This is a genomic window from Mesorhizobium sp. M1143 (assembly GCF_040318435.1).
Classification (GTDB): domain Bacteria; phylum Pseudomonadota; class Alphaproteobacteria; order Rhizobiales; family Rhizobiaceae; genus Mesorhizobium.
In genome coordinates, this window is record NZ_JAMYMJ010000006.1 from 1 (window position 1) to 25,832 (window position 25,832).

Annotated in this window: 18 protein-coding genes; 9 read left to right on the forward strand and 9 right to left on the reverse strand. The window is 60.4% G+C overall.

Going from position 1 to position 25,832, the window contains the following annotated elements:
- Positions 1–2,906: beta strand repeat-containing protein (locus NKH35_RS06960; protein ID WP_352913924.1), on the reverse strand; the 2,906-nt coding region annotated here is incomplete at its 3' end.
- Positions 2,907–3,228: 322 nt separating this feature from the next.
- Between NKH35_RS06960 and NKH35_RS06965 the strand changes: the two genes are divergently transcribed.
- Positions 3,229–4,173, forward strand: a complete 945-nt coding sequence (locus NKH35_RS06965; protein ID WP_023733228.1) for a transglutaminase-like cysteine peptidase — start codon at positions 3,229–3,231, stop codon at positions 4,171–4,173.
- 84 nt (positions 4,174–4,257) lie between these two features.
- Here NKH35_RS06965 and NKH35_RS06970 read toward each other — a convergent pair whose 3' ends face one another.
- From NKH35_RS06970 to NKH35_RS06985, 4 genes are read right to left on the reverse strand one after another with little or no spacing between them, the layout of a single operon-like run.
- Entirely contained in the window at positions 4,258–4,899 is a 642-nt protein-coding gene (locus NKH35_RS06970) for a ribbon-helix-helix domain-containing protein (protein WP_023681069.1), read from the reverse strand.
- Complete coding sequence (locus NKH35_RS06975; RefSeq protein ID WP_023681070.1) at positions 4,889–6,178, reverse strand: HlyD family type I secretion periplasmic adaptor subunit; 1,290 nt, start codon at positions 6,176–6,178, stop codon at positions 4,889–4,891. Before NKH35_RS06975 ends, NKH35_RS06970 begins: the two co-directional genes overlap by 11 nt.
- A gap of 43 nt (positions 6,179–6,221) precedes the next feature.
- Positions 6,222–8,354, reverse strand: a complete 2,133-nt coding sequence (locus NKH35_RS06980) for a type I secretion system permease/ATPase (protein WP_023691465.1) — start codon at positions 8,352–8,354, stop codon at positions 6,222–6,224.
- A 37-nt stretch (positions 8,355–8,391) separates the two neighbouring features.
- A complete protein-coding gene (locus NKH35_RS06985; RefSeq protein WP_352852852.1) occupies positions 8,392–9,840 on the reverse strand; it encodes a TolC family protein in 1,449 nt (482 codons plus the stop codon).
- 1,767 nt (positions 9,841–11,607) lie between these two features.
- On the opposite strand from NKH35_RS06985, the gene NKH35_RS06990 reads away from it, so the two are divergent.
- From NKH35_RS06990 to NKH35_RS07010, 5 genes are all read left to right on the forward strand, one after another.
- Complete coding sequence (locus tag NKH35_RS06990) at positions 11,608–12,324, forward strand: pentapeptide repeat-containing protein (RefSeq protein WP_352761701.1); 717 nt, start codon at positions 11,608–11,610, stop codon at positions 12,322–12,324.
- 499 nt (positions 12,325–12,823) lie between these two features.
- Positions 12,824–14,011 (forward strand): magnesium transporter, encoded by a 1,188-nt coding sequence (locus NKH35_RS06995; protein WP_352852853.1) that lies wholly within the window; start codon positions 12,824–12,826, stop codon positions 14,009–14,011.
- Between the two features lie 457 nt (positions 14,012–14,468).
- Positions 14,469–15,761: a tetratricopeptide repeat protein gene (locus tag NKH35_RS07000; RefSeq protein WP_352913928.1), complete on the forward strand. Its 1,293-nt coding sequence runs from the start codon at positions 14,469–14,471 to the stop codon at positions 15,759–15,761.
- Positions 15,758–16,576 carry a FecR family protein gene (locus tag NKH35_RS07005; protein ID WP_352913930.1) on the forward strand — a complete coding sequence of 273 codons (819 nt, stop codon included), beginning with the start codon at positions 15,758–15,760 and terminating at the stop codon, positions 16,574–16,576. The genes NKH35_RS07000 and NKH35_RS07005 overlap by 4 nt, the downstream gene beginning before the upstream one ends.
- Positions 16,577–16,591: 15 nt before the next feature.
- On the forward strand, positions 16,592–18,637 hold the full coding sequence (locus NKH35_RS07010; protein ID WP_352723266.1) for a CHASE2 domain-containing protein: 2,046 nt from the start codon (positions 16,592–16,594) through the stop codon (positions 18,635–18,637).
- Positions 18,638–18,725: 88 nt separating this feature from the next.
- Here NKH35_RS07010 and NKH35_RS07015 read toward each other — a convergent pair whose 3' ends face one another.
- The 4 genes from NKH35_RS07015 to NKH35_RS07030 form a co-directional block, all read right to left on the reverse strand.
- Positions 18,726–19,700 (reverse strand): L,D-transpeptidase family protein, encoded by a 975-nt coding sequence (locus NKH35_RS07015; protein ID WP_023667960.1) that lies wholly within the window; start codon positions 19,698–19,700, stop codon positions 18,726–18,728.
- A gap of 314 nt (positions 19,701–20,014) precedes the next feature.
- A complete protein-coding gene (locus tag NKH35_RS07020; protein ID WP_352723268.1) occupies positions 20,015–20,269 on the reverse strand; it encodes a hypothetical protein in 255 nt (84 codons plus the stop codon).
- 224 nt (positions 20,270–20,493) lie between these two features.
- Positions 20,494–20,697, reverse strand: a complete 204-nt coding sequence (locus NKH35_RS07025; RefSeq protein WP_352723269.1) for a hypothetical protein — start codon at positions 20,695–20,697, stop codon at positions 20,494–20,496.
- A 289-nt stretch (positions 20,698–20,986) separates the two neighbouring features.
- Positions 20,987–21,898, reverse strand: a complete 912-nt coding sequence (locus NKH35_RS07030) for a LysR family transcriptional regulator (RefSeq protein WP_352723270.1) — start codon at positions 21,896–21,898, stop codon at positions 20,987–20,989.
- 176 nt (positions 21,899–22,074) lie between these two features.
- Here NKH35_RS07030 and NKH35_RS07035 point away from each other — a divergent pair, with 176 nt between their 5' ends.
- The 3 genes from NKH35_RS07035 (at position 22,075) to NKH35_RS07045 (ending at position 25,828) form a co-directional block, all read left to right on the forward strand.
- Positions 22,075–23,277, forward strand: coding sequence for an MFS transporter (locus NKH35_RS07035; protein WP_023714681.1), 1,203 nt, complete (start codon positions 22,075–22,077; stop codon positions 23,275–23,277).
- Positions 23,278–23,575: 298 nt separating this feature from the next.
- Positions 23,576–24,403, forward strand: coding sequence for a transporter substrate-binding domain-containing protein (locus NKH35_RS07040; protein WP_023691453.1), 828 nt, complete (start codon positions 23,576–23,578; stop codon positions 24,401–24,403).
- A 144-nt stretch (positions 24,404–24,547) separates the two neighbouring features.
- Positions 24,548–25,828 carry an NAD(P)/FAD-dependent oxidoreductase gene (locus tag NKH35_RS07045; protein ID WP_023687784.1) on the forward strand — a complete coding sequence of 427 codons (1,281 nt, stop codon included), beginning with the start codon at positions 24,548–24,550 and terminating at the stop codon, positions 25,826–25,828.
- The last annotated feature ends 4 nt before the right edge of the window (positions 25,829–25,832 follow it).

Sequence of the window (25,832 nt, forward strand, 5' to 3'; positions counted from 1 at the left end):
TCGTTGGAAGCGGCCAGGCCGCTGTCCGACAGGTTGATGGTCAGGGTCGTCGTCGACAGGTCGCCGTCGCCATCCATGATGGTGTAGACGAAGGTCTCCGTCGCGCCTGCCGGCGGGACCACGTTGGGCAGGCCGTCATAGCTGTAGGTGCCGTTGGCCTGCAGCGTCAGCGTGCCGAAGCTGCCGTTGATCGCCGTGTTGATACCCGTCGTCACCGCCGTCGTGGTGTCGCCGCCCGCAACGCGAACGCCGACAACGCCGCCGGCCGCCGCACCGTCGGCGCCGAACACGTCGTCCGTGGCATCCGTCAGCACGTTGCCGGTCACGATGGCGCCCTCGACACCGCTGTTGGTGTTTGAGTTCGCCGACGGCACGTCGTCGATGACGTCGATGGTGATGGTGTTGGTGATCGTGTTGCCGTTGGCGTCGGTGGCCTGGTAGGTGAAGGTCTCGACGTTGTTGACGGTGTTGGCGCCGTTGTTGGCGTCGAGGCCGTCGACCGGCGAGGTCAGCGTGTAGCTGTAGGTGCCGTTGGCATTGAAGGTCAGCGTGCCGTGCACGCCGGTGGCGCTGCTCAGCAGTGCGTAGGTGTAGGGTCCGGTGCCGCCCGACACATTGTCGACGACGGTGCCGGCAATGGTCTCAGCGGTGCTCGACGGGTTGCTGCCGATCGGCAGCGCCGCCTCGTTGACCGTCAGGTCGTCGTTGGAAGCGGCCAGGCCGCTGTCCGACAGGTTGATGGTCAGGGTCGTCGTCGACAGGTCGCCGTCGCCATCCATGATGGTGTAGACGAAGGTGTCCGTTGTGTTCGACGTGATGGCGTTGGCCGTCGACTGGTAAGTATAGCTGCCATCCGCCTCTAGCGTGAGCGTGCCGTGCAGACCAGCTATGCTGGTACCAACACCCGTCATCACTGCTGTCGTGGTATCGCCGCCGGCAGCGCGCGCACCCACAACGCCACCACCGGCTGAGAAGTCGTCCGCGCCGGCAACGTCGTTGGCCAGCACGCCGGCCACTGCCGACACCGTCAGCAAACCACCCTCGATGATCCCATTTGTATCGGCAACCGCTGTTGGCACGTCGTCGACGATGTTGATGACCAGATTGCCGGCCGGCGCCGGATCGCCGTCGGCGTCGGTCACCACCACCGCGAAGCTGGTGCTCGACGGATCGGTCAGCGTGTTGTCGATGAGCGTGTAGGAGTAGCTGATCGTGCCGAGGCCGGTCGCCGGATTGTAGACATAGCTTGCCGTCAGCGTGCCTGTCGTCCCGTCGGCGAACGCCGTCGGGATACCGGTCAGTACATGGCCGCCCAGCGACACCGTCGTCAGGCCGTCCGGCGACGTGAAGCCGATCGTACCCGAGGTCGTTTCCGAGGTCGCAGGCTCGTTCGAGCCCGAAGGCTCGCCAGCGCGCGCCGGCAGGCCAGCCTCATAGACCGTCGTGTCGGCGCCGCCCGCTACCGGGATCGATACGGTCGGCGTTCCATCGCCGATCGAAATCGTCAGCGTGGTGTGCGAGGTGTCGCCGTCGCCGTCCTTGATGGTGTAGGTGAAGACGTCGTTCACGCCACCGGGCGTGCCGGCATCGCGAACATAGCTGTAGGTGCCGTCGGCAGCGAGCGTCAGCTTGCCGTAGGCGCCCTGGATCTGCGTGCCAAGCGTGGCCGCGTCGTCGACAGCGGCATTGGTGTTGCCGGCCGCAACGCCAACCACCGCCGCGCCATCGGCGCCCTTGGTGTCGGCAACGCCGTCCGTGGTGTTCGCGTCGGCCGCGTCCGTACCGCCGACAAGCACATTGCCCGTCGCGGGGCCAAACTGGGCGGCGGCGATGCTGTCCGTGTCGGCAACCGCCGTCGGCACGTCGTCGACAATGGCGACGGCAAAGGTGGTGCTGGCCGTATCGCCGTCGACATCCGTGACGGTGATGCTGAAATTGTCCGGAACCGTGTCGTTGGGATTGAATCCGTCCCCCTGAATGGGATGAGTGACCGATTCGGTCACCGTGTAATTGTATTCGATAGCACCCGTGCTCGGATTGTAGGAGACGATCGTCAGGTAGCCAAAATCCCCCAGGATCTGCTGGCCGACGCCGGTAACGGTGACGCCGTTGATGACGATCGACCCGATACCATCCGGCGCGTCGATGGTGATCGTTCCGATGCCAGAGGTTTCCGCGCTACTCGGCGCGTCGCTGCCGGGTGATTGTGACGGACCGCCGTCGATACCGGTTTCGCTAGCCGCCTGGTCCGGGGTGAGCAATGATGTGGCCACCACTGAAACCGGCCTGTCGACGACAGACGGGAAGAGTTCGCGCCGATCCAGAAGCCCAAATTGCAGAGCCGTGGGCGGCAACAATGCCGACAGGTCAAACCCGTCGCCGATGCCACCGGGGGGAACCGAGAAGTCTCCACCTGCACTTGAGTTCGAACCGCCCGGGCCGGCCGATATCGAGCCATCGGCACCGAAGGCGACATCGACATGGCTTGCTTCAAGCGCTGCCAGCAAGGCAACGCGCGGCACCTCGACGTCACCGATGATGAAGGTCGGCACGTTGAGCGCGCCATCCTTGATCACGATCACCGAGCCATCAGCCTGTTCCAGCACGAGGTTGTGGCCATCGACCTTGATGTTGTCGATCGAGACGTTGGCCGGAAGCTTTACCACGTTGCTGGCGTCGGCCACGTATTCGTGGGGCGCAGCTGCCGCCGGGGCCTTTGCCTCGGCGGGTGCATCTTGCTTGACGGGCGCGCCGCTGCCGACATCGACCGGTACGGGCTCGGCAGGCGCTGCTTGAGCGGCCTGCGCTACCTGCGTCACTGCCTGCGACGGCGAGCCGCCATGTTCATCGGGAGAATGCTGGTCCCAAGAATTCGAGACGGTGTCCAATTCGTTACTGTTCGTCATAACCAAACCCCTCCGGTATTTCCCGGAAAGAGACAGTGACGGCCTCTGCTTTGCAACTGTCCTGCAACCGCTTTCATATATTCTGATATGCCAGTCTCGGCATTTTTTACACGTGGTAAATCCAGAACATATAACCTGATATACATAGGCCGGCCCATTGTCCGTTTGATATCCTCCAATCGGGATGGGATGGTACGCAGAAGTATAAATTTGAATAAAATTTTACGCAAAATAGATGTTACTGTTTGCGAGAAACTTATCCACCTTCCTTTCCAGTAATTTGAGACAAGATTGGTAGCGTCCGCAGTCAAAGGTGGGCGTTATGAAAAAAGAAAAATCTGCCCCGGGGATAACCGGGCTCAAGCTGCTCCTGCTGGCAATGGGCATTGCAAGCCTGCCGCAGCCATCCTCCGCAAGCGCCGTTGCCGAGGATAACCGCGCTGTCGCAGCAATGCTGGCGAGGGTCGAAACCCCGCCAAGTCTCGGCGGCGTTTCGCTGGCTCGACCGCAACCCTGGCAGCCCGTTTCGGCCTACAGGATCGGTATGATTTTCGGCAGCTATGGTCCTGTTGCCGTTTATGAAAAGCGCGGCCCTTCGATCGCGCAGGACGACACCGGGATCGACCCGATCCAGACGGCGGCGATCATTCCCGGCGTGTTCGGCTCGGTTGCCCTGTCGATGCGCAATTTCCCGGTGTCGGCGCGCTGGGCGCCTGTCTACAAGGCAATTGTCGACTGCACCGCGGGCAGTGCATGCGAGCGCAAGAACAGCACCTTTGCCGGGATCGTCGAGGCGGCCCGGGACAAGCGCTTCATCGACAAGCTGTCCTTCGTCAACTCAAGTATAAATCGCGCCATCGCCTACAAGAAGGACAGCGTGGTTTACGGCAAGCTCGACTACTGGGCCAAGCCCTCGGAAATCCTCGAGCGGCGGGCCGGCGATTGCGAGGATTTCGCCATCCTCAAGATGGCCGCGCTGCTGCATGCAGGCATCCCGGCTCAGAGCATGTCGCTGGTTGTCTTGCAGGACCGCAAGCGCGGTTTCTTTCACGCCGTGCTGTCGGTCAGCACCGGCAGCGGCGTCTTCATTCTCGACAGTTTGAGCAATGTAGTTTCCCGCGACACAGACCTGCCGACCTACGTGCCGCTGTATTCGTTCAGCACCGATCGCGCGTGGATCCATGGCGCGAAGACCGGTTCTGCTCAAATAGCCGATATCAAGGGCGGCCTTTCGACGGTCGCGCCTGGTGAAGGTGTGCAGCCGTAAGCTCCCATCAGAGAGTCTTGAGCGCTCTATCTCTTGTTTGACGCAATTTTCCACGAAAACCGCTCACACTTTCCCGGAATTGCTCTAGCCGCCGAAGACGAACGCCATCAGCAGTTCCGGCTCGACCACCGGCGCCCGCACCGCGCTCAGTTGACCGCGGTAGCGGCGGTCGCCGGCGCCTATGACGAAACCGGTCGCGACCGGCGTCTCGCCATTGGCGTCGAGCCTAGCGAATATGTCGGCGACATTGAGGTCCAGCGCCAGCTTGAGATCCTGGCGCGCGTCCTCGTTCGGCGCCACCGGCAATTGCCGCCGCACCAGTTGCTGGAACGGCGCATTGAAGGTCAGGATCTTCTTCGACGATGCCAGGGCAAAGGCCGGCGAGGGACAGGCCACGAGAATGGCGCTGATGGTCTTGATCGACGCGAGCCTCTGCAAGGTGAGGTTTTGGTCGGCCAATCCACGCATGCAGGCTACGCGAATTGCCGATGTCAGGTTTCCGGCGTTGGCGTGGCTCTCTGCAATTTCCTCGATCAGTGTGCCGATCGTGCATTTGCGGCTTTCCGCCATCTGCTTCAGCGATGTCCAGAACGCCCGTTCCAGACGAATGCCGCGGCGCATGCCGCCACGCGCCACAACCCGGAACTCCAGTCCGAAATCCTCTGCCGCCAGCGGTGGCAGCAGCCGGTCGCGATCGGCAGGAAGGGAGACCGCGCTATCGCTCACTCATTGCCTCCTCTCGCGCCTTGTTGATCGGCTTCATAAGGTAGGTGAGAATCGTTTTGCGTCCGGTCTTGATGTCGACCGAACAGATCATGCCGGGGATGATCGAATAGGTCTTGCCGTCGCGTGTCAGCGTCGATTTGTCGGTGGCGACACGGACCTGATAATAGGGTTCGCCGGTCTTCTGGTCGACCAGGCTGTCGGCAGTGATGTTCGAGACCTTGCCTTCGATGCCGCCGAAAATCGAGAAGTCATAGGCGGTCACCTTGATCAGGGCATCCTGGCCCGGCCGGATGAAGGCGACGTCCCGCGGTGAGACCCGGGCTTCGACCAGCAGGGTCTCGGACGTCGGCACGATACCCGCGACGACCGCGCCGGGCTGGACGAAGGCGCCGACCGTGTTGATGTCAAGCGTGTTGACGATACCATCGACAGGCGAACGGATATCGGTACGCGCCACCTTGTCGGTGGCACCGCGTATCGTCTCGTCCACCACCGAGAGATCGGCCAGCGCCTGCGTCAGATCGCTGAGCGCTTCCTGTTGCAGCTGGAGGCCAAGTTCGTCGACCTGAAGCTTGGCTTCCGTGATGGCAGACCTGGCTTTCTTGATGGTCTCTCCGGCAAGCGTCAGCTGACCATTGAGCTCGGTCTGCTCGCGCTCGACGCGGAGCTGCTCGGTTCGCGCCATCAGGCCTTTCTTGACCATCGCTTCGACCAGCTTCGCCTCCTGGTCGCTGACGGCCAGGTTCTTGGTGAGGCGATCGGCATTGGCGTTGGCTTCGTCGAGTTCCTTCTCACGCTGATCGAGCCGCGACTTTAGAACCGACAGTTTGACTTCGAAGTTATCGCGCCGCGCGATTAGCAGCTTCTGCTCGTTGTCACAGATTTCCGGCGCCACCTTCTGGATCTCTGACGGACAGGGAAACGCGCCCTCGAGGCTGCCGGTCTGTTCGAATTGGAGCCGTGCAATGCGCGTCTGCAGCGCCCGCGCCTTGGCCTGCTGCTCGCCAAGGCTGGAAGTGTTGAAGGTGTTGTCGAGACGAATGATGAGGTCATTCTTCTTGACGACCTGACCGATCGTCACGGCGATTTCCTGAACCACGCCCGGCTCGCTGGCCTGGATGATCTGGGTCTTCGACGCCGGTATGATCTTGCCGTCGCCGCGTGCGATTTCATCGACCTCGGCGAAGGATGCCCAGGCTACCGAACTCGCAAAAAGCGCCCCGATAATGAATATCGAAGCCGACGCAAAAAGCGGCGGACGGTCTTCCCTGGCTAGCATTTACCACGTCCCAACGTGCTGTGTTCACGCATAATTCTGTTCGTCAGGCGCTTGTTTTCTGCAGCGCTTGTATCACTTGGTCTTTCGGTCCATCGGCAACGATCTTGCCCTGCTCGATGACGATCAGGCGGTCGGCCAGCTCGAGCATGCTGAAGCGGTGCGTCGATACGATCAGGGTCGTGTTGCGATCGAAAGCCACTTTGAGCTGCTTGATCAGCTGGCGCTCGGAAGCCAGATCCATCGAGCCGGACGGCTCGTCCAGGAACACGATTTTCGGTTTGGTCAGCAACAGGCGGGCAATTGCCATTGTCTGCCTCTGACCGCCCGAGAGATTGGTGCCGCGCTCGCCGACATTCATGTCGTAGCCTCGCGGATGGCGGGAGACGAAGTCGTCGACGCCGGCAGCCTTGGCCGCCTCGACGATCTGCTCATCGGTCGCCTCCGGGCACGCCATCAGGAGATTTTCCTTGATGGTGCCGGAAAATAGATCGTTGGCTTGCGCGACGATCCCGACCGCGGCGCGAACCTCAGATGGGTGGTATTGGCGGATGTCGATCCCGTCCAGCAGCAGCTCGCCGGAGGTCGGCAGGAAAAGCCTGCCGATCAGCCTCCCCATGGTCGTCTTTCCCGAGCCTATGCGGCCGATGATGCCAATCCGCTCACCGGGCTTCACCGAGAAATTCAGGCCGGTCAGCACTTCGTTTTCGGAACCCGGGTAGACAAAGCCGACATTCCTGAATGCCATTGCACCGTTGCGAATGGGGCGGTTGACGAAACCAACCGTGTCCGGCCGATCCTCAGGCTGCGCCATGATCGAATTCACCATTCGCAGGGACAGCATCGCCTGGCGAAGTCTGGACAAGGTGATCGCAATCTGCCCAAGCGGGGCCACCGCCCGGCCTGCCAGCATGACGGTGCCGATGATGGCGCCGGTCGAGACATGCCCTTCCGAAAAGGCATAGGCGCCGGCCACGATCAAAGCGACGGTGACCATCTGCTGGATGGCTTGGGTTATGTTGCCGGCGGCAGCCGAAAGCTGTTTGATCTTCTCGGACGTGTTGGATGCGTTCTTGGAATGCTCCGCCCATTTTCGCAGAAGGTAAGCCTCTGCGCGCAGCGATTTGATCGTTTCCAGCGTGGAGATGGATTCCACCAGCAGGGCCTGGCGCTGCGAAGCCTCGTTCATGGAAGCGGCAACGCGTTTGCCGATGCGCCGTTGCGTGATCAGCCCGACGATCACCGAGGCCACAAAGGCAATGGCCGGTATGACGACCAGCCAACCGCCTATCGCATAGATGACAAGAAGAAAGACGAAGACGAACGCTGTGTCGATGAAGACGCTGATGGTGTTCGACGTGAAAAACTCACGCACGAACTCGTACTGGGTCACCCGATTTGCATATTCGCCGGTTGAGCCGGGCCTTGCCGACAAGGACGAATTCAGCACCTTCTCGAAAAGCATATAGGAGATGCGAAGATCGGCCTTGCGCCCGGCATAGTCGATCAGTGACGCTCTGGCGGTCTTCAAGAGCAGGTCGAACAGAATGACCGCGCCGATCCCGATCGACAGCACCCAGAGCGTCGATATCGCCTTGTTCGGCAAGATCCTGTCGTAGACGTTCATGGTGAAGATCGGTGAGGCAAGAGCCAGCAGATTGATGAATACCGCCGACAGGATGACCTTCGAATAGGTGCGCCAGAACGGCCCCATCGTGCCGGTCAGCCAATGTCGCCGCTCGATCTTGGCCGCCGAACCGACGCTCATCGCCTCTACTGCGTTGGCATAGGTTATCGAGAAGGAAACGCCGCCACTAATATAACTTCCGGAAAACTCGGATTTGCTAATTGTGGTGCGCCCGTCTTCCTGGGGAGCGGTCGTAAATCCACCGTCCTCGGTCTGGGCAAGCAGCGCAACCGGCAACTGGCTGACGCGAAACAGAATGGCGGGAAGGTCGATGCGTCCGCGAAGAAAGTCGCGATGGCTGAATTCCGTGATTTCAAGACCGATGCGTTCGGCAAGATGCCGGATGGCGTCGATATCGATGCGGGTGTCTGACAGCGGCACGCCGGCAAACAGCACGGTCTCGGAACTCGGCCTGCCGAGGTACCCGGCAACAGCGGAGAAGCAGGCCTTGAACGCCTCTTTTGGGGAGAGGATTTTGGGTTGTGGGTTCACGATCGGCCCGCAGGACTATCGTTCGTCCTTGACCTTCCTACTTCTTTCTTACCGGTGCGAGGATGTCGAAAGGCAGATCGTTCGTCTGCTCCGACGGCGTGCGCCCATACGTTTCGGTGTCGGCCGTTTCAGGCGCATTGAACTCGGCCTTGGCATAGGCGGTGGCCTGTTTTGCCGGCTGAAGATTCATGGTCTTCAGCAACTGCCCGGTTGCCGCCAGCAGCCGGTACTGCGCGAAAAGCGACGCGTAGGATGCGGTGTCGGCAAGCGTAGCTGTGTTGAACCGCGTGTTCTGCGCGTCGAGCACGTCGAGCAGCGAGCGCTGTCCGACCTTGAACTGCTCGCGATAGGACGCCACCAGCCTTTCGTTGGCGGCAGCCTGAAGCTTCAATGTCTTTGCCAGATCGGCCTGCCGGAAGCGGCGATCCCATGACGTACGGACGGCTTCCTCGATCTCGCGCAGAACCTGGTGCAGCACAAGGCGCTGCTCGCTGGTGCGGCGGACCTGCTCTTGCTCGTTGGCTTTGTCGATGCCGCCGCGATAGAGGTTCCAGCGCAGCACCAGCCGCGCCTGCAGGTCGCTAGCGTCGCCATCGTCGCCGTCGATGTCATAGCCGCCGCGGGCGCGGCCTTCGGCGATGACGGAGGGCCCGAATTTCGCCCGCGCCGCATCCACCAGGGAGGCGGCGGCGTCGATATCGCTGTTGGCCATGTGGACGCGCGGATTGTTCTGTCGCGCCAGCCCTAGCGCGTCGTCGAGCGACCTTGGCAGCGCGCTCGAGACATCGCCTGGCCTTGACGCGTTGGTCAGCGGCTTACCGACCGTCTTGAAGAACCGTATCTTGGAAGCCTCCAGTTCTTCGGTCGCCTCCTGCATACGTGCCTTGGCAGCGAACAGCCGCTCCTCGGCCTGCTGGCGATCAGCCTCGTTCAACGCGCCGCCTGCAATACCTTGCCGGATGTCGCCGAGGATTGCCTGGTGAAAGCCCAGATTCTTCTTCGCTTCTGAAACGATCGAAGCCTGCAGCATGTATTCGAGATAGTCCTGGACGACAGACAGTCCAATGAATTCAGACCGTTCCAGCACCCGGAACGATGCGCCGTCGACCCGCGACGCCTGACGGTTCAGTTCCGCCCGCCTTGCGCCGCTGTCATAAAGCGTCTGCGTGACAACGACATCGGCTTCCGCCGGATAGAGCGCGTCATCCTCTATGGACAGCGAACGCCGGGAGGAATTGTCGAGACGACGAACCCCCGCCGACGCCTCGACATCGACGCTGGGAAGATAAAGTCCCTTCGCTTGGCGTAGCTCGAATTCGATTGCTTCGCGGTTTTCGATCGCTTGGCCAATTTCGGGGTTGGACTCCACGGCAACCGCCATCGCCTCCTGGAGAGTGAGCGCGTGAGCATTCCCACAACTCAATATGGCGACCGTCGTCAGCAGGCCGAGGCGCTTGCCTATCGCCGACATAGATGTCGTATTCATTTCACCCCACCCCAACGTTCCCCTGCGCCATTATTGCCAGGCGTTACAACTCAACCGTGATTGTTCACAAATTTGCAAAATATGGGAGCACTTATTGATTTAGTGACCGCTAAAACGCTGAATTCAAGCAAAATTCTATAGAATGTCGCAAAAATGGCACATAAAATACCCACTGCGGTGTTTGGGTAACAGCCGTCCGAGTTTGAACAGGCAAGCGAAACCGCTCCGGGAAGGAGGACCGCAAGGCCACCTTATGACCTATTTGCTCCTGATGGCTTGACTATTTCTGGGTGTACTTTTTCAGCGAGGTGACCGACAACATCTTGGTTGGCAGCTACAATCGGCAGGATAGGCCAGCGTGCCAGCATAGGGCTCGTATGACGGCCGATCAACGAGTGGGTCAACCGAAGAGGTGACGGTACTTTTTGAGGCGGTTCGGTAGGCCATCGAATGCCGCAAGGTCCAAAAATCGCTCGATTGATCCCATAGCTGGTGAAACCTCAAAATATTTCTTGCGGCGATTTTCCGTTAAAATCAAAAGCGTAATTTTTTGACGGTTCTAGTGTCGGCCTTTCGCAGCTCAGAAAAAAATTTGACTGTAACGAGTCATACGCTGTTTAAACAATGCGGAACGAAGTGGTCGGTAGCGCCACCACTTTGCGGGACGACATACGAGAGTTGCAGGACGAGCGGTCAAACATCGAGGGGCCGCCGGCTCGTTAGATACCGCTACTCGTTCTTCCGCGCCATTCCAACAGGCTGAACTTCGAGGCAAGTGAGCCCGTCCTGGTCCGGCGCCTCGACTCGTAAATCCATTCCACCGATTACAACTGCCTGCAAGCTGCCGCTTGTTTGTTACTTCCCAAGTCTCATCGGCATATCGAGGCGCTAGACCGTCGGCTGGTCGCGCGCTGTTGCCGCAGCTGCCGATCTGCAACCGTCCCCATTTCCGCCGTTCTGGACCCTGTCTCCCAACGTTTGCAAAACGAGGTCAGCTATGGTCGGCAGTTTGGGGTCGCGGGAGCATACGGAATGATACGGGACCTTTCAGATTTTGGCCCACCAAAATTCAGCAAAATCAACAGTTTCCGTTCGCCCTCCGGGCCCACCAATAACTCACGGCTTACGCCGAACTCTTTGTTTTGTGAATTGAGCGCTTTCCCGAAAGTATGTGCCTTTGGATCGACATAGTCGTCAGTCCGTTCGTCGATTCACCTTCTGGGGATGCCACCTGTCACACGTAACCCAAGAATTTCAGCTTCGAAAGACTTCCAGCGATTCGTGCGGCAATCGGCGGCTACGACGTGCAACAGGATGGGTTCACACGACCGATGGCTCAAACCACGGGAAGGCGCTCGTTGACAGTCACTATGGTTGTCACGGCCTCACGCTTCAGCTGTCGCTCTCCGCCCCGCCGGCGCTGGGAGGGTCACCACCGAACTTTGGATGGTGTCTCTGGCCGGGGGATATCCAGGTTTCTATGAAATCCAACGGATCTACGCTCCCCGTCATTTCCTTCGCGAGCGTCAGACGCTCCTCCAGGCGCTGCTCACGCTCCTCGTTCGTGCACTTGAGGCGCTCATGCGCATCCGCGAAAAAGCACTCTACCGTCAAAGCCTTTCCCCACCTCTCGATAATTTCGCAAGCTGCTGCTGGCTATCGGCGGATCGTTGATGCGCAACTGTGACGGCGGTCGTTACCGTGGCTCGAGTGTCAGCAGATGTGGTAAGGTTGATTGTCGGCGAGTAGCAGAGGGGTCCAGCAACAATGACTTTGAGACGAACCAGAGCTTACGGCGGATCCGGCTTGGTTCTGGCGGTTTGCACTGTATTTGCTTGGCAAAACGCCACCGCCGCTCAAGATTGCTACGCAGCCGCGACGCCTGGCGTCAATTGGCAGGAGTGTGACAAAAAGCTTCTCATCCTGGAAGGACAGGACCTGAGCGGGGCAAACCTGTTCGGTGTTGATTTCACTTCGACCGACCTCAGGAACAGCAATCTCCTTGCGGCAAATTTTGAGAAGGCAACGCTTGTGCGCGCTTCCCTGGCCGGCTCGACCGCCAAAGGCGCCCGGTTCGACAAAATCGAGGCGTACAGGACCGACTTCAGCCAGATGGACGCGCAGGGCGCTGTGTTTACGGGCGCGGAAGTGCAGCGCTCGAATTTCCAGAACGCCAATCTGGTCAATGTTGATTTCACAAAGGCGGAATTGGGGCGTGCGCAGTTCCATGACGCCGATATCAGCGGCAGCCACTTTTCGTTTGCCAATCTCGCGCGGGCGGACTTCCGAGGAGCGAAGTTCACCGCACCGATAGACTTTGAGGGCGCTTTTTTCTTTCTGACCCGTATCGAGGGCCTCGATCTATCCAATTCGGCGGGTCTGTCCCAGTGGCAGCTCAACATGGCTTGCGGGGACGCCCGGACCGAGTTGCCTTCTGGCATGACGAGGCCAGAAAATTGGCCCTGTCAATTCCAGCAGGAATAGCCCGCCCGTCCGCTTCCCGCCCAAAGGCTGCCGGGCGGCAAAGCGCCTCAATCAGTCCTCGGCCGCGGGTCAAAGCACGACACTGCGGGACATTTCCGGCAATCTCATTTACCGGCGAACGACAACGGCCAAATAGAGGACGGATGCCCAAGGTCAAAGGTGATACCGCTCTGGACAAGGAGCGCGCCAAAACAGAGAAGCTCCTCAAAAAGGTTGGATACACCGCCTTGAAGGAGGCCGGTGTGGTATCCAAGCGACCCGACCTCCCAAATCTAAAGGTTGAAAAGCGAGGGAAATAGCGCGGACACTCGCATGCTGACCTGACGAGGGCACGCCCAAAATGTAGACGTCTGCTTTGCCTTCTCAAGCTAGGAGCGTGCAGGCGGCGCTTGCGAGAACCACAAGGCGGACTGCTGGGCCGGAAGAACTGTCGTATTTCCGCCCCGGTGCGATCCGATACTTCACAACTTTTTCACTTTCAATTGGGGGGCCATATCATATGAACGAAGAGACCGGCGTTCAGAAGTTGGTGCGCACGCTGCGTGCTCGAGCACCTGATGACGCAGCTGAATTGCTCGCTAGAGAGTCTCCCGAGTTCATCCGCGACACACTAAAGCTGTTGCCTGACGGGCACGCCCGTAAGGTGGCCGAGCATTTGCCACTGCATATGCGGCCCATCAGCTCTCATGATGGTGACATGGGTTTCGCGATCCCCGAGTCGCTCGTCGAGGTGATGGACCCGATCCCCGCCAGCGTTCCTGTCGGGACGACGGTTGCTGCCGCGGTGGAAGCTGTCAGAGGCGCCCAGGTGCCGACCGAGCTCACTTATCTCTACGTCACGGACAAGGGCAATAAACTGGTTGGCCTGGCGGTCCTGCGCGATCTGATGCTGAGCGAACCCGACGCGATTGTCGATCACATCATGCTGCCCAGGCCGTTCGCTCTTGATGTCGGTCTCTCTTTGAGTAACGCATGCAAGGCGGCGGTACGGCGTCACTATCCTGTTTATCCGGTGGTGGATGCGGAGAACCGGCTGCTCGGGCAGGTTCGCGGCTGGCGATTGTTCGAGCAGCAAATCATCGAGATTTCCGCCCAGTCTGGACAGATGGTAGGCCTCCAGAAGGAGGAGCGCTCTTTTACGCCGCTGTTTTCAGCCTTCCTGAAGCGTCATCCGTGGCTGCAGTTGAATCTCCTGACGGCCTTCATGGCCGCATTCGTGGTCAGTTCGTTCACAGGCACGATCGAGAAGATCGTCGCTCTGGCGGCGTTTCTCCCAGTCTTGGCCGGGCAGAGCGGAAACACCGGCTGCCAGGCACTGGCTATGACGCTGCGTGGCCTTGCCCTGGGGGATGTGGACAAACGACCGAAGCTGCACTTGGTGATGAGAGAGGGCGCGCTCGCGGCCGCCAACGGCGCGCTCGTCGGCGTTGTTGCGGCTGCGGCGATGTGGTTCTATGCCTCGATGCAACCGGCGTCGGCGGCGCAGGCGCCGATGCTGGCACTTGTGATCCTGCTTGCCATGTCCGGATCGTGCCTCATGTCCGGCATCTCCGGCGTGCTGATCCCGTTGAGCCTGCGCCGGGTAGGCGCCGATCCGGCGGTCGCCTCGGCGATCTTCCTCACCACCGTGACCGATATTGTAGGCATGGGCCTGATGCTGGGGCTGGCAACCATGCTCGTGCTGTAGCAAGCTGCGTGCGGTGACGCGTCCCTGGGAGTTGGGGCAATGAGCTGACCTCGCGTTCAAAGAAATTGCAAGACCCGGGCCGAATCGCACACGCGTCGTGAGAAGCACCTCCGGCAGCTCTCCGCCCCCTGCGAAACGCGACGGAAGGCCTTTGGAGAAGCCGTGGGTCACCTTGAAGCATGGTGACCAGATACGCAGAATCGCCCACCCAATATTAATCTTCTCGGCTGGGCGATCCACTACTGATGAGATTTGAGTTTGTTAAGCCTTGGGCCAAATACTTCAATCACGTGCAGCAATGTCGAGAAGAGTTTTTGACAATCAGCGCAGCCGAAATAGGAATAAACCCGATATCTTGTTGCGCAGCTGCAACAGCTGCTGAGGACTCGCATAAGTCCGGCGACCGTTCAGTCGCCTTTTTCTTGCAGTCGTGCTAAATCTCTCGCACTAGTCGGGTTTGGGGTGGGTTCTCGGCATGCAATCTTCGTTTCGAACGATCTTCGGCGTCGCCGCAGCGCTGCTTTGTGCCGGCGTGTTGCCGGCCGGCGCACAAGGTCTTTTTGGGGCCTATGACGATGCGTTTGCGGCCCGCATCGCCAGTCCGGCCGACAATGGAACGCTCGCCCAATTCGTCACGGTTGCGGTCAATGCTGGGCAATACGATCAGGCGATCTCCTCGATCGAGCAGTATCTGATCCAATACCCGCGCGATGCGCGCGCCCGGCTTGCGGCCAGCCGGTTGTATTATCATGTAGGGTCCTATGAATTGGCCCGGCGGCAGGTGCAGTACGGCATCGAAGTCGGAGGTCTGACCGCAAGTGAGCAACAGGAAGCTGTTCGCCTGCTCGCCCGCATCGAGCGCGCGTTGCGTGGCGTCACCTGGGAACTCGCCCTGACCGGCGGGGTATTCAGCGCATTCACCGATTTTGAGCCAGGCGGGGCGCAGGACGACGACAGCTTCGTCTCGCCTTACGGGCAGGCGGAAGGTTTTGTGCGGTGGGACCTCGGCACGCCAAGTGCCGACGCGCTCGTTCTTTCGGGGTCGTTGACCGCGACAGAGCGTCTCTTCACGGAAGACCTGTCGGTTCCGGGTGGCGAGAAGACTTTTATTCACGGCAACGCAGCAATTACCTGGGACAAGGGACTGCCCAACAGCGGGATCGATTCGCTGCGCCTGCTGCTTTCCGCGTTCACCGTTACGGATCGTTTCGACAGCGATATTTACGAAACCGGGATCGGCCTCAGTGGACGTTTCGTCGTTCGCCCGACGGTCGAGACGACGCTCTTCGCCGGTGGCGGCTACATCGATCTAAGCGCCTCGCAAGGCATTTTCGCCGATAGCAGGGTCTTCTATGAGGCAGGCGGCAGCTACCGCTTCCGCAATGGCCAGGCGCTCGGCTTGCGCTTTGTCGGCTCGAATGACTTCGCTTCCGGATCGGGCGAAATCAGCCGCAGCTATACGGGCGAGGTCCGCTATGGCGGCCTGTTGATGAAGGTACCGGATCTTTTCGCATGGTCGCACCAGATCGCCTTATCGGCCGGCCACAGCGACACTCCCGATCTGTCCGTCGGCATCGGCACAAATATCAAGAGCGACTTCTGGCGCATTGCCTCGGAAAGCGATTTTCAGCTGACGGAAGCGCAGAAGATCAGCGTCGATCTCGCCTACCGCAAAACCAACTTCGCCCTCGCCAACCGCGACCGAAAATCGTTCGAAATGCTCATGAGCTATACGTTGACGCTCAATTGAAAGAGGCCGCGATGAGGTATCTTCAGATCGTCATTTTTGTCGCCTGCCTCGCCTTCGCGGCACCATCCGCTGCTGAGACGGTCGGGTCGATGACGGCCTATCAGACCATCATCGTCCGCAATAACGGCGGGACGATGAACGTTGGCGCCGGCGTCGAACTCGGCGACCAGTTGCGCAGCAATCCCACCGGTCTCGGAATGCTGGTGTTCCGGGATGAATCGAGCGCCAAAATTGGTCCAAACACCAGCCTGACGATCGATGAGTTCGTCTACAATCCGGGCTCCGGGTCGGGAAAGATCGACATCGGGATGAACAGCGGCCTGGCCCGTTTTTATGGCGGCCAGGTTTCGAAAGGGGGCGTCATGCAGGTTGCGACGCCGCACATGGTGCTCGGAGCGAGAGGCGGCATCATCGAAGTGCTGGTGGCAGCCGGCCAGACCGTCGGCATATTGCGCGCCGGCCGCATGACCTGCACGATCAATGGCAAACGGCTGGTCATCACGAACCCGGGCTACGCCTGCACGTCGGACGATGGCAAGCTTCTGGCCGGCTACGGCGGCATCGACGCCTTCCCGATCTTGGACAGTATCGACCGGATAGCGGGAACCGGCCTGCCGGGCGCACCGGGTCCTGGGTTGGACGTAAGCGCAATTTGTGCGTCGGCTCTAGGCTCCTCGCTCAAAGTCTGCGGGTCCAGGGACGGCGCACTGCCAGGAGTGGTCATGGAATTCCCTGACAGCCCAACGCCACCTGCGGGCAGCGGGGGCCGGCGGGGCGAGTGTGAGGGTTGCTGCTACTACTACAACTGCGATTAGGCCTGGCTGCACGAGATGAGCCACTCGGTCGGTAGGCGCTGGGCTGATTGGCGGCAAGCCGGCAGGCGCAAAATATCCGGCCTTTTGGTCGTGCTCCTGCTGCTCGCTTGCCATTTGGCTTTTGACGGGCCGTTGTCGCGCCTGCGTGAGCGGACGTACGACTTTTATCAGTTTCTCGCCCCACGCCAGGCGACGAGCAATCCTGTCGTGATCGTCTCGATAGACGACGACAGCCTCAAGGCACATGGGCGATGGCCCTGGAACCGTGGCCTCTTGGCCGATCTGGTCGATGGCATCACGCAATCCGGCGCGGCGGTGGTCGGGCTTGCGCTGGTACTCCCCGAGGCTGACACCTCGCCTGAGGGCATGGCCGGAGACAAGCGCCTGGCAGCGGCGCTGTCCAAAAATCGAACGGCGCTTGCCGTCAGCCTGGGCAATGAAGCGACGGTTTCAGAAGCAGAACCCAAAGCCGGCTGGTCGATCGTCGGGCAAGTACCCGATACACTTCCCGGCTTCACCGGTCTTACCGGGTCGCTTGCCGAATTCTCGAACGCCGCCGCAGGCCTAGGCGTGATTCGCACCTTGCCCGATCCCGACGGCGTACTGCGCCATGTGCCGCTGCTCTGGCTTCGCAACACCCCTCAACGCGCGCAGCTGTGGCCGTCTTTCGCACTCGAGCTCCTGCGCCTTTACGCTGGACAGGACGGTTACACAGCCCGGATGAATGCAGCCGGGTTCGACGCACTCAGGATGGCAGGCGCCATTGTGCCGCTCGAGCCGGAGGGGAGCATCCGCCTCTGGGAAACCGCCACCGACACGCCTCGCCTGTCTGCCAGCACTATCCTTTCGGGCCATGGCGATCCGCGGCTGCGGGACGCCATCGCCATTGTCGACCTGTCGGCTGTGGGCCTGACGCAGTACCTGCCCACGCCGACGAGTCCAGCGCGACCAGGAGCGGAGATCCACGCCGATGCGATCGGCCAGATGCTTGCCGGGCGCTTCCTGGCAGAGCCAGCGCACGCGCGTATGCTCGAGCGGCTCTGGTTTCTCCTCAGTGCCGTCGTTTTCATCGGGGTTTCCGGAGTGCTCGCCGGGCGTGTCGTGCTTGGCGCCCTCTCCCTGGCGCTGCTGGCCGTCACGCCGTTCGTGTTCGGCGCTCTCGAGTACAGCCTGCAGGGTGCACTCTATGACCCGCTGCAGCCGGCGCTTGCAACCATCATGGTTGCGGGCTTCGAAGGCTATGTCCTCTACAGGCGCAGCGAGCAGCGCCGGTCCACCCTGACGCGACAGTTCTCCCAATATCTGTCGCCCTCCGTGGTGCAGCGCCTCGCAAGCTCGGACACCGAGGCAATCCTGTCCGGCGAGAAGCGCGAGATCACCATTTTGATCAGCGACATACGTGGCTTCACGACCATGAGCGAACAGCTCGACACCCAAGAGATCGCCAAGGTGGTCAACCATTTCCTCGGCATTGCGACCGATGAGATCCTCAAGCGCGACGGCACCATCGACAAGTTCATGGGCGATGCGGTGCTGGCCTTCTGGAACGCACCGCTAGATCAACCCGATCATCGTGAGCGTGCGCTCGACGCGGGCCTGGCCCTTATCGAGCGGGTGAGGCGCGAAGACGCCGCCTTCACCGCGGATGGCCATCGCTCCATCGAAATCGGCGTCGCCATCGAGACCGGCATCTGCTCGGTAGGCAATTTCGGCTCCGAACGGCGCTTCGATTACACCGCGATCGGCTCCCCCGTGAACCGCGCGGCACGGCTCGAATCGACGACCAAGAAGTTGGGCATCCCCCTGGTGCTTGGACCCGGCTTTGCGGCAGGAGCATCGATGCCGGTCGTCCAGGCGGGCGCCTTTGAGCTCCAGGGTTTCAAGGGCGAGGTGCCGGTTTTCACCGTTCCGGAGATGCAAGCTGCTCAACAAGGTATGAGCCGCGAAGTAGAGAGCCAACGTGGTGAGCAATCTGGCGCCCCCGCCATGGTGGTTGGTTCGCCGCCATCCGTGCAAATGGCGCCGCTTGACCTGACACCCCGAACCCGGAGCATCCGCTGATCGGATCCAGCGGATCGCAAGATGCGATTGTCACGGGCACAGACGGACATCTCGTTTCGGCGACCATCGAGGGATGCGACGGCTTGCGTCACTCGTCCTTGAAAGTCACCTTCATATGTTTGTGCACCATTGAGGCGAGGTCCTCGGCATCCCAGTTCGTTAGCCTAATGCAGCCGTGAGAGAAGGTCTTCCCGATCTTGCCGGGTTCGGGCGTGCCGTGAATGCCGTAGCTTTCGATGGAGAGGTCGATCCAGATTGATCCCACGGGATTGTTAGGGCCGGCAGCAATGGTGAAGGGCCGCTTGGTTTTGACTCCCTTGAATGCAAAATCGGGATCGTAGTGATAGGTCGGGTTGTGCACCACCCTTTGGATCTCTGCCTGCCCACTTGGTGCCGGCTTCTCGTCGCTCCCGATCGACGCAGGGTAGACGGCAAGCGCTTTATTGGAGGGGTCGAGCACGCGCACCTGATGAGCGCCTTTGTCGACTTCCACGCCGGCAATGGTGGCGGGAGGTTCACCCCGGCCAACATCTGGTACCAGCAGCGTGGTTCCAGCTTTCCTGAATCCGGTGCCTGGGTTTAGCCTCCTGAGCAATGGTTCGCTCACATGGAAGCGCTCCGCCAGCTTCTCGATCGAGTCGTGATAGCCAAGCCTTCTCAGGCGAGCCATCCTCTCCATGCGCCGCGGAATGCGTTTGGTGAAGGGGCCGCGTACATCTTTGCGGGTCAGTTCAAAGGTGACCAGAGCTGGGCTGGTGGAGGTTGCCATCAGCTTGTCCCAAGTCGCCTGGGTGAGCTTGCCATCTGGCGCCAGTCCGTTCGACGCCTGGAAGGCCTTGACCGCCTTGGCGAAGTTCTCTCCAAGGCGGCCGTCGATGAGCCCCGGTGAGAAGCGCGCACGATCCAAAAAAATTTGCGCCTTCAGCACGGCAGGATCGAGCCCTTTCGGATCGCCGGCGGAGAATTGCGCCTGATTTACCGCGGCTAGGTCCAGCTTGGCCGCCTCCGTCCCGCCGCATGCGAAGGCGAGTGCAATGGCGAGGAGGAGAAGGAGCCTGATCATCGATTTCACTCCTTACGTTAAATCGCACCTGATCTGCTTCTATGACGCGCTGTGGCAGATCTGGTTCCATTCGCCGGTAGGAGGATCATAGGCAACCAGCCTTATGCCGCCGACCGGTCCGAGACGTTCGATGCCCATGCCTTGCCCCTCACGAGAGGCGTTGCTGGCCGCGCAGATCGGCAGTGTAAAAATGGCCTGGCCATGTTGACGTGAGCTTCTACCTTCAAACTGCCCACTACCTGGACCGGCAGTCAAATGGTCTCAGGGCAGCAAGTGAGGAGATGCGCTGGGAACCGGCTTGTCGGGCGGGTATTCTATTGATCTTCGGTATCGATAGATCCATGTTCCGTCGTCACTGTGATCGCGTTGTCGCCCGCGATTGCCCTAGCGTATTCGAAGCGCTCCAACTTCTGTTCTGCCGATAGGCTTTTGAACATCGCGGTGGCCGAGTTCGTGATTTTGAAGTCGCCGCAACTCGGACAGCGAAACTCCCGGATGTCACCAACTGTCTCCGAATTAACGAGCGCCTGCTCATCTGTAATCGGGCAAATTGCGGCCATCCAAGCCATCGTGGTCCTCCGTCCTAAGGCCGTCCTCGATTACCCAAAAGGCATCGTCGAGTGCAAAATCCATTTCTGCCGACGCTCACCCCACCTGGAGTACTCCACCGAGTAGATTGCGCTCTTCACTCTCCAACCCAGAATGTGGATTAAAGCCAGTTCCTCGGCGAGCGATTTGCTGGTGGGCGGTAGGCGCTCTCGCTCTGGAGCCTCTCCCAAACGATCGGAGATGTTCATGTAGCGTCGGGCAGGACCGAAGGGCCGGAACGTGGCGTTTTCATCTCTTCGGCAATCACCAGCAGCGCCTCCAGAACGACGGCGATCCCTGACATCACCGTACTTATGTCTGCGCTGCCGCCGAGCGTCGAAAGTTCGGCCGCTCGCGTTTGCATGCTTTGGCTCAGCTCTTGTAACTTCAGGCGCAGCTCGTCATCCATGTATGTTCTCCAAGCTTGACGCTGGAGGAACGCGCCTGCTTACAACCCGTTCCGCCGGTGGCCGCAGAGAACCAGAGACACCGCAGATGCTACAACTCGCGCTGTGGCGGCGCTTAGGATGGGCGGTGGATTGAGCCTCAGCGACTGACCGTCGGCAAATAGCGGATGCTTCAGTCTCGAAAAGGTGCTGGACGGCTCGATATGCACCGGCCCTTGGCCCTGGGTGCTGGTCCCATGCACAGTAAGGCCGTGCAAGTGCGCGCGGCCTCTGGGCTCAACATTCCAGTCGTCATGGTCCAAAGTTGTCCCAAGCTGGGTTCTCACCAAAGTGGGCGGCGAGAAGCGTCACGAAGCTTTGAACTTTGGCGGAAAGATGCCTTCTTGACGGGTACATCGCGTAGATCGACCGGCTTACCGGCTTGAACTGGGGCATCACTGTCTCCAGCTGGCCCGAACGAATGGCTTCTCCAACAAGGAAAGTGGGGCAAAGTACTATGCCTGCTCCACCCAGCGCCGCATCGCGCAGGAGCTGCCCGTTCGTTGCCGTCATCCGTGCAGTGATTTTTACCGCCACTTGCCCCTTTGGTCCGTCGAACCGCCATTTTCCGCGGCTGGCGCGCAACGCGTAGTCCAGACAATCATGGTCGTGGAGATCCGACGGCTTTGTGGGACGCCCGCGTCTGTCCAGATAATCGCGCGAAGCGCAGACCACCTCGCGTGACGGCGCGATTCGGCGAGCAACCAGATTGGAAACCGTGAGTGGAGCGATGCGTACCGCGACATCCAGGCCCTCTTCCACGATGTCAACCACACGGTCGTCCAACACCAACTCAACCGACACCTCCGGGTAGACCGCGAGATATTCTGCAACGACTCTCCCAAGGTGCATCGCGCCGAAGGAGATCGGCGCGCTGACACGCAGTGAGCCGGTCGGACGTGTCTTGCTCTCGGCCGCGCTCGTACGAACTTCCTCGACATCCTCGATTATGCGCAGACTGCGCTCGTAGACGGAGGCGCCGAGCTCTGTCAGGCTGATGCGCCGGGTCGTCCGGTTGAGAAGGCGTGCGCCAAGCCACTCTTCCAGCATTTGGACATGCTTGCTCACAGCCGCTGGCGATAGTCGCATCCGCTTGGCCGCTCCAGCGAAGCTGCCTTCACCGACGACGTTGGCAAACACGGTCATGCTGGTCAGCCGGTCCAACTGCAATCACCTCTTTCATTCACGTTTCGTGAATTCACCATCCATATCTCCCTCGATTATCAATCCGCAGTGGACAGATTATCTGAAACCAGGCCGGGATCAATTGCCCGATCCGTCTCTCTAACGTTTGCCCGAAACGTTGGCGTCGAGTGCCTTCTCGCGGGCTGGAGGTGATCATGTCTCTGACCAAAGCAGCCCTTCGGGAGAAACAGGGAGCCACTTTTCGCATGTGGCTCTCCGTGCTCACTGTATCGCTGGGTATTTTTTCGATGATCACTGCGGAGCAACTCCCTGTGGGGCTGATTCCGGCAATTTCTTCCGAGTTGAATGTCTCTATTGGGAGTGGCGGTCTCACGGTGACGATACCCGGCGTAATTGCGGCGTTCGCTTCTATCGGTTTGCCGTTGGCAGTGGGGAGGCTCGACCGGCGTATTCTGATGGCGGGCCTGCTCGCGGTAATGGCTGCGGCGAGCGTGATTTCAGCGCTCGCAACGAACTTTCCCGTTCTGCTCGCGTCCAGGCTGCTCGTCGGGATCACCATCGGTGGCTTTTGGGCGATAGCCGGAAGCATCGCAGTACGCCTTGTTCCTGGACCGTCCGTGCCGCGCGCCATGACTATTGTCTTCGGCGGTGTAAGTGCCGCTGCGGTGCTGGGCGTGCCGGCCGGCACGATCATCGGTGATCTAGTCGGCTGGCGCGGCGCGTTCTGGTCTCTCGCCGGCCTGAGCTTTGCCATACTGCTCGCCGCCCTGCTTGTGCTTCCGAAGCTGGAGGCGGCGCAGCCTGTGGAGGTGAAAGCCCTGCGTGCGCAATTGCGCAATCCCGCCCTCCTGTCGGGCGTGGTTGCGACCGCACTGCTGGTGGCTGCCCACTACGGTGCCTACACTTTCGTGAGCCCGGTGTTGCTGGAGGTCTCGGGCGTCACTGCAGGGAGCATAGGTTGGTTACTGTTGGGGTATGGCATTCTCGGAATGATTGGCAACGCCGTCGCAGGCGTCTGGGCCGCCAAATCCGTCGGTCGCACATTGGCCTGCATCGTCATTGGGCTCGGCGCCACGCTGGCTCTCTTCCCGTTGCTCGGGGTCACGCCGCTTACAGGAACCATCCTGCTGCTGGTGTGGGGCTTCGCGTATGGCGCGGCGCCCATCACGCTGCAGACGTGGGTGCTGAGTGCAGCACCAGAAAGCGCGGAGACCGCGACGGCCATCTACTGCTTCACTTTCAATCTTGCCATCTCCGTGGGTACCCTAGCGACCAGTCAGATCGTCGACACGATGGGCGTGAACAGGGTCCTCTGGGTCGACTCCGCCATCATCCTGCTGGTGCTGCTGCCGGTGTGCCGCGCACCCATGCTTAACCGGAACATCGGAAACTCGTAGACAGCAAGCCATCCTGTGCCGCCCATCTGGCAATGATGTGATAGGTTGAAGTAGATCTTCGTTTCCTCTGTCTTGAAAGTCACGCGCATCACATCAAACGCGGGTTCCGCCGCACCGTGCGGGTGCCGATGCTTTGCGCCCCCGGAGGACAACTGGCTACTTGAAAAAGGACTTGATCCCCTCGTCGATATGTGTGCTGATATGAGATCGATCTCATGCCGCGCTCTCAATTGCTGTTTCTCTACGGGAGCGCGCTCTGGGAAGCATATGTCTAATGACGATGAAGAGGGAGGTTCAAGTGAGGAAATTGATCGCGTGGCTGGCCTTGGCCACTACCACGCTCGCGTTCGCGTCTGCGGCCTCGGCGGGTGAAACCATCAACCGGGTTACCTCGAAGAAGGCAATGGTGGTCGCCACAAACAGCGGTTGGCCGCCGCAGAGTTTCCTCGACGACAGCAATCAGTTGGTCGGCTTCGACATAGATGTCTCGAAAGAGATCGCAAGGCGCCTCGGTGTCGAGGTCAGTTTCGATACGCCGGACTGGGCGACGATGACGGGCGGCCATTGGCAGGGACGTTACGATCTGGGTGTCGGCTCGGTGACGCCGACCAAAGCGCGCGCCAAGGTGATCGATTTCGAAGGCATCTATTATTATAGCCCCTACGTTTACGTGGTTCACAAGGACAGCCCGGCCAAATCGGTCGCCGACCTGAACGGCAAGATCATCGGCGTCGAGACCGCCACCACGTCGGAGGATTTCATCCGTAGACAACTCGAGATCGATGCTCCCGGCCTGCCGCCCATCGAATACAAGCTGGAGCCCGGTGAGATCAGGACTTTCGCTGACTCAATGCTGCCGTTCGACGATTTGAGGCTCGGCGACGGCGTGCGCCTCAACGCGGTCATCGCACCAGAACAGACGGCTCAGAACGCGATAAAGAACGGCTACCCGTTGCGTGTCCTGGAAGGCGGCTATGCCTTCCGTGAGCCACTGGTGGTGATCGCGGAAAAAGGTGATGCCGAGTGGAATGCCAAGATCGGCGGCATTCTCGACGAGATGAAGAAGGACGGTACCCTCGCGAAACTGACCACCAAGTGGTACGGCAAGGATTACAGCTCTGACTGAGAGGCATCGTGGATAAAGCTTGAGCGGGGTGCATTCAATTGAACATCCCGCTCCATCTGTTTTGTTTCAGCCGCATTTCCACGACACCGGGCGGCTCCGCCTGCCTGCAAAATGCTCTAGTGCCGCCACCTCATCATATTGATCATGACATGTCCTGACACATATTACCGACGCACGCTTGCCGACAACACCATCAGACCGCCGCTGAGCGGCGTTTCCGAGTGCGAGACAGTCGTTGTCGGCGGCGGACTGGCCGGCCTGACGACGGCGTTGCAGCTGGCTCGCGCCGGCCAGCAGGTCGTCGTGCTTGAGGCGCAGCGGATAGGATTCGGCGCTTCCGGTCGCAATGGCGGCTTCGTTAATCCCGGTTTCGCCACCGGCACCGACAACATCGCCGCGATGGCCGGCGTCGACGCGGCACAAAAACTGCACCGCCTGTCCATCGAAGGCGTCGACTTCGTGCGGCAGACGATCCGCGATCTCGACGTCAAGGCGGCAGAGCCGCGCTCCGGTATATTGAGCGTGCTTCGCCACGATGGCGGCGCCGTGCTCAAGGCATATGCCGAGCAACTGGCGCGGGATTTCGACTACCGGCTCGACTATCTCGATCGCGACCAGGTGCGAGCGGTGCTGCATTCGGATCGCTACCACCAAGGCCTGCGCGATCCCAGCGCCTTCCACATGCATCCGCTTAACTATCTGCGCGCCGTTGCTGGCGAGATCGAGCGGCTGGGCGGCAGGATATACGAGAGAACGGCTGCCGTTGAAGCCAACCTTGACGGCGCCGAAAAGATCTTGCGTACCGACAGCGGCGAAGTGCGCGCCCGCCAGGCCGTAGTTGCCACCGGCGGATATACGGGCCCACTGGTCGGCCGGCTGCAGCGGGCATTCCTGCCTATCGCCACTTACGTTATGGTGAGCGAGGAGGCGCCTGACCTCATCGCCAAGGCGATTACGACGACCGACGCCGTCGGCGATAACCGTCGCGCAGGCGATTATTACCGTGTTGTCGAAGGCGGCAGGCGGCTGCTCTGGGGAGGGCGCATCACCACCCGGGCAGCCTCATCGGGCGTGTTGGCGAGGCAATTGCGCCGTGAGATGGTCACCACTTATCCGCAGCTCGAACACCTCAAGACCGAACTCGCCTGGTCCGGGCTCATGTCTTATGCCCGGCACATGATGCCCCAGATAGGCCCGTTGCAGCCGGGCGTCTGGTACCTCACGGCTTTTGGTGGCCATGGCATCAACACCACGGCGATCGCCGGCAAGTTGATCGCCGAAGCCATACTGGGACAATCGGACCGTTACCGGCTGTTTGCACCATTCGGCCTTGCCTGGGCGGGCGGCCCGGCTGGACTTGCGGTTGCGCAACTCACCTACTGGAAGCTGCAGGCGCAGGATTGGTGGCGCGAGCGGGCCCGCTGACCGC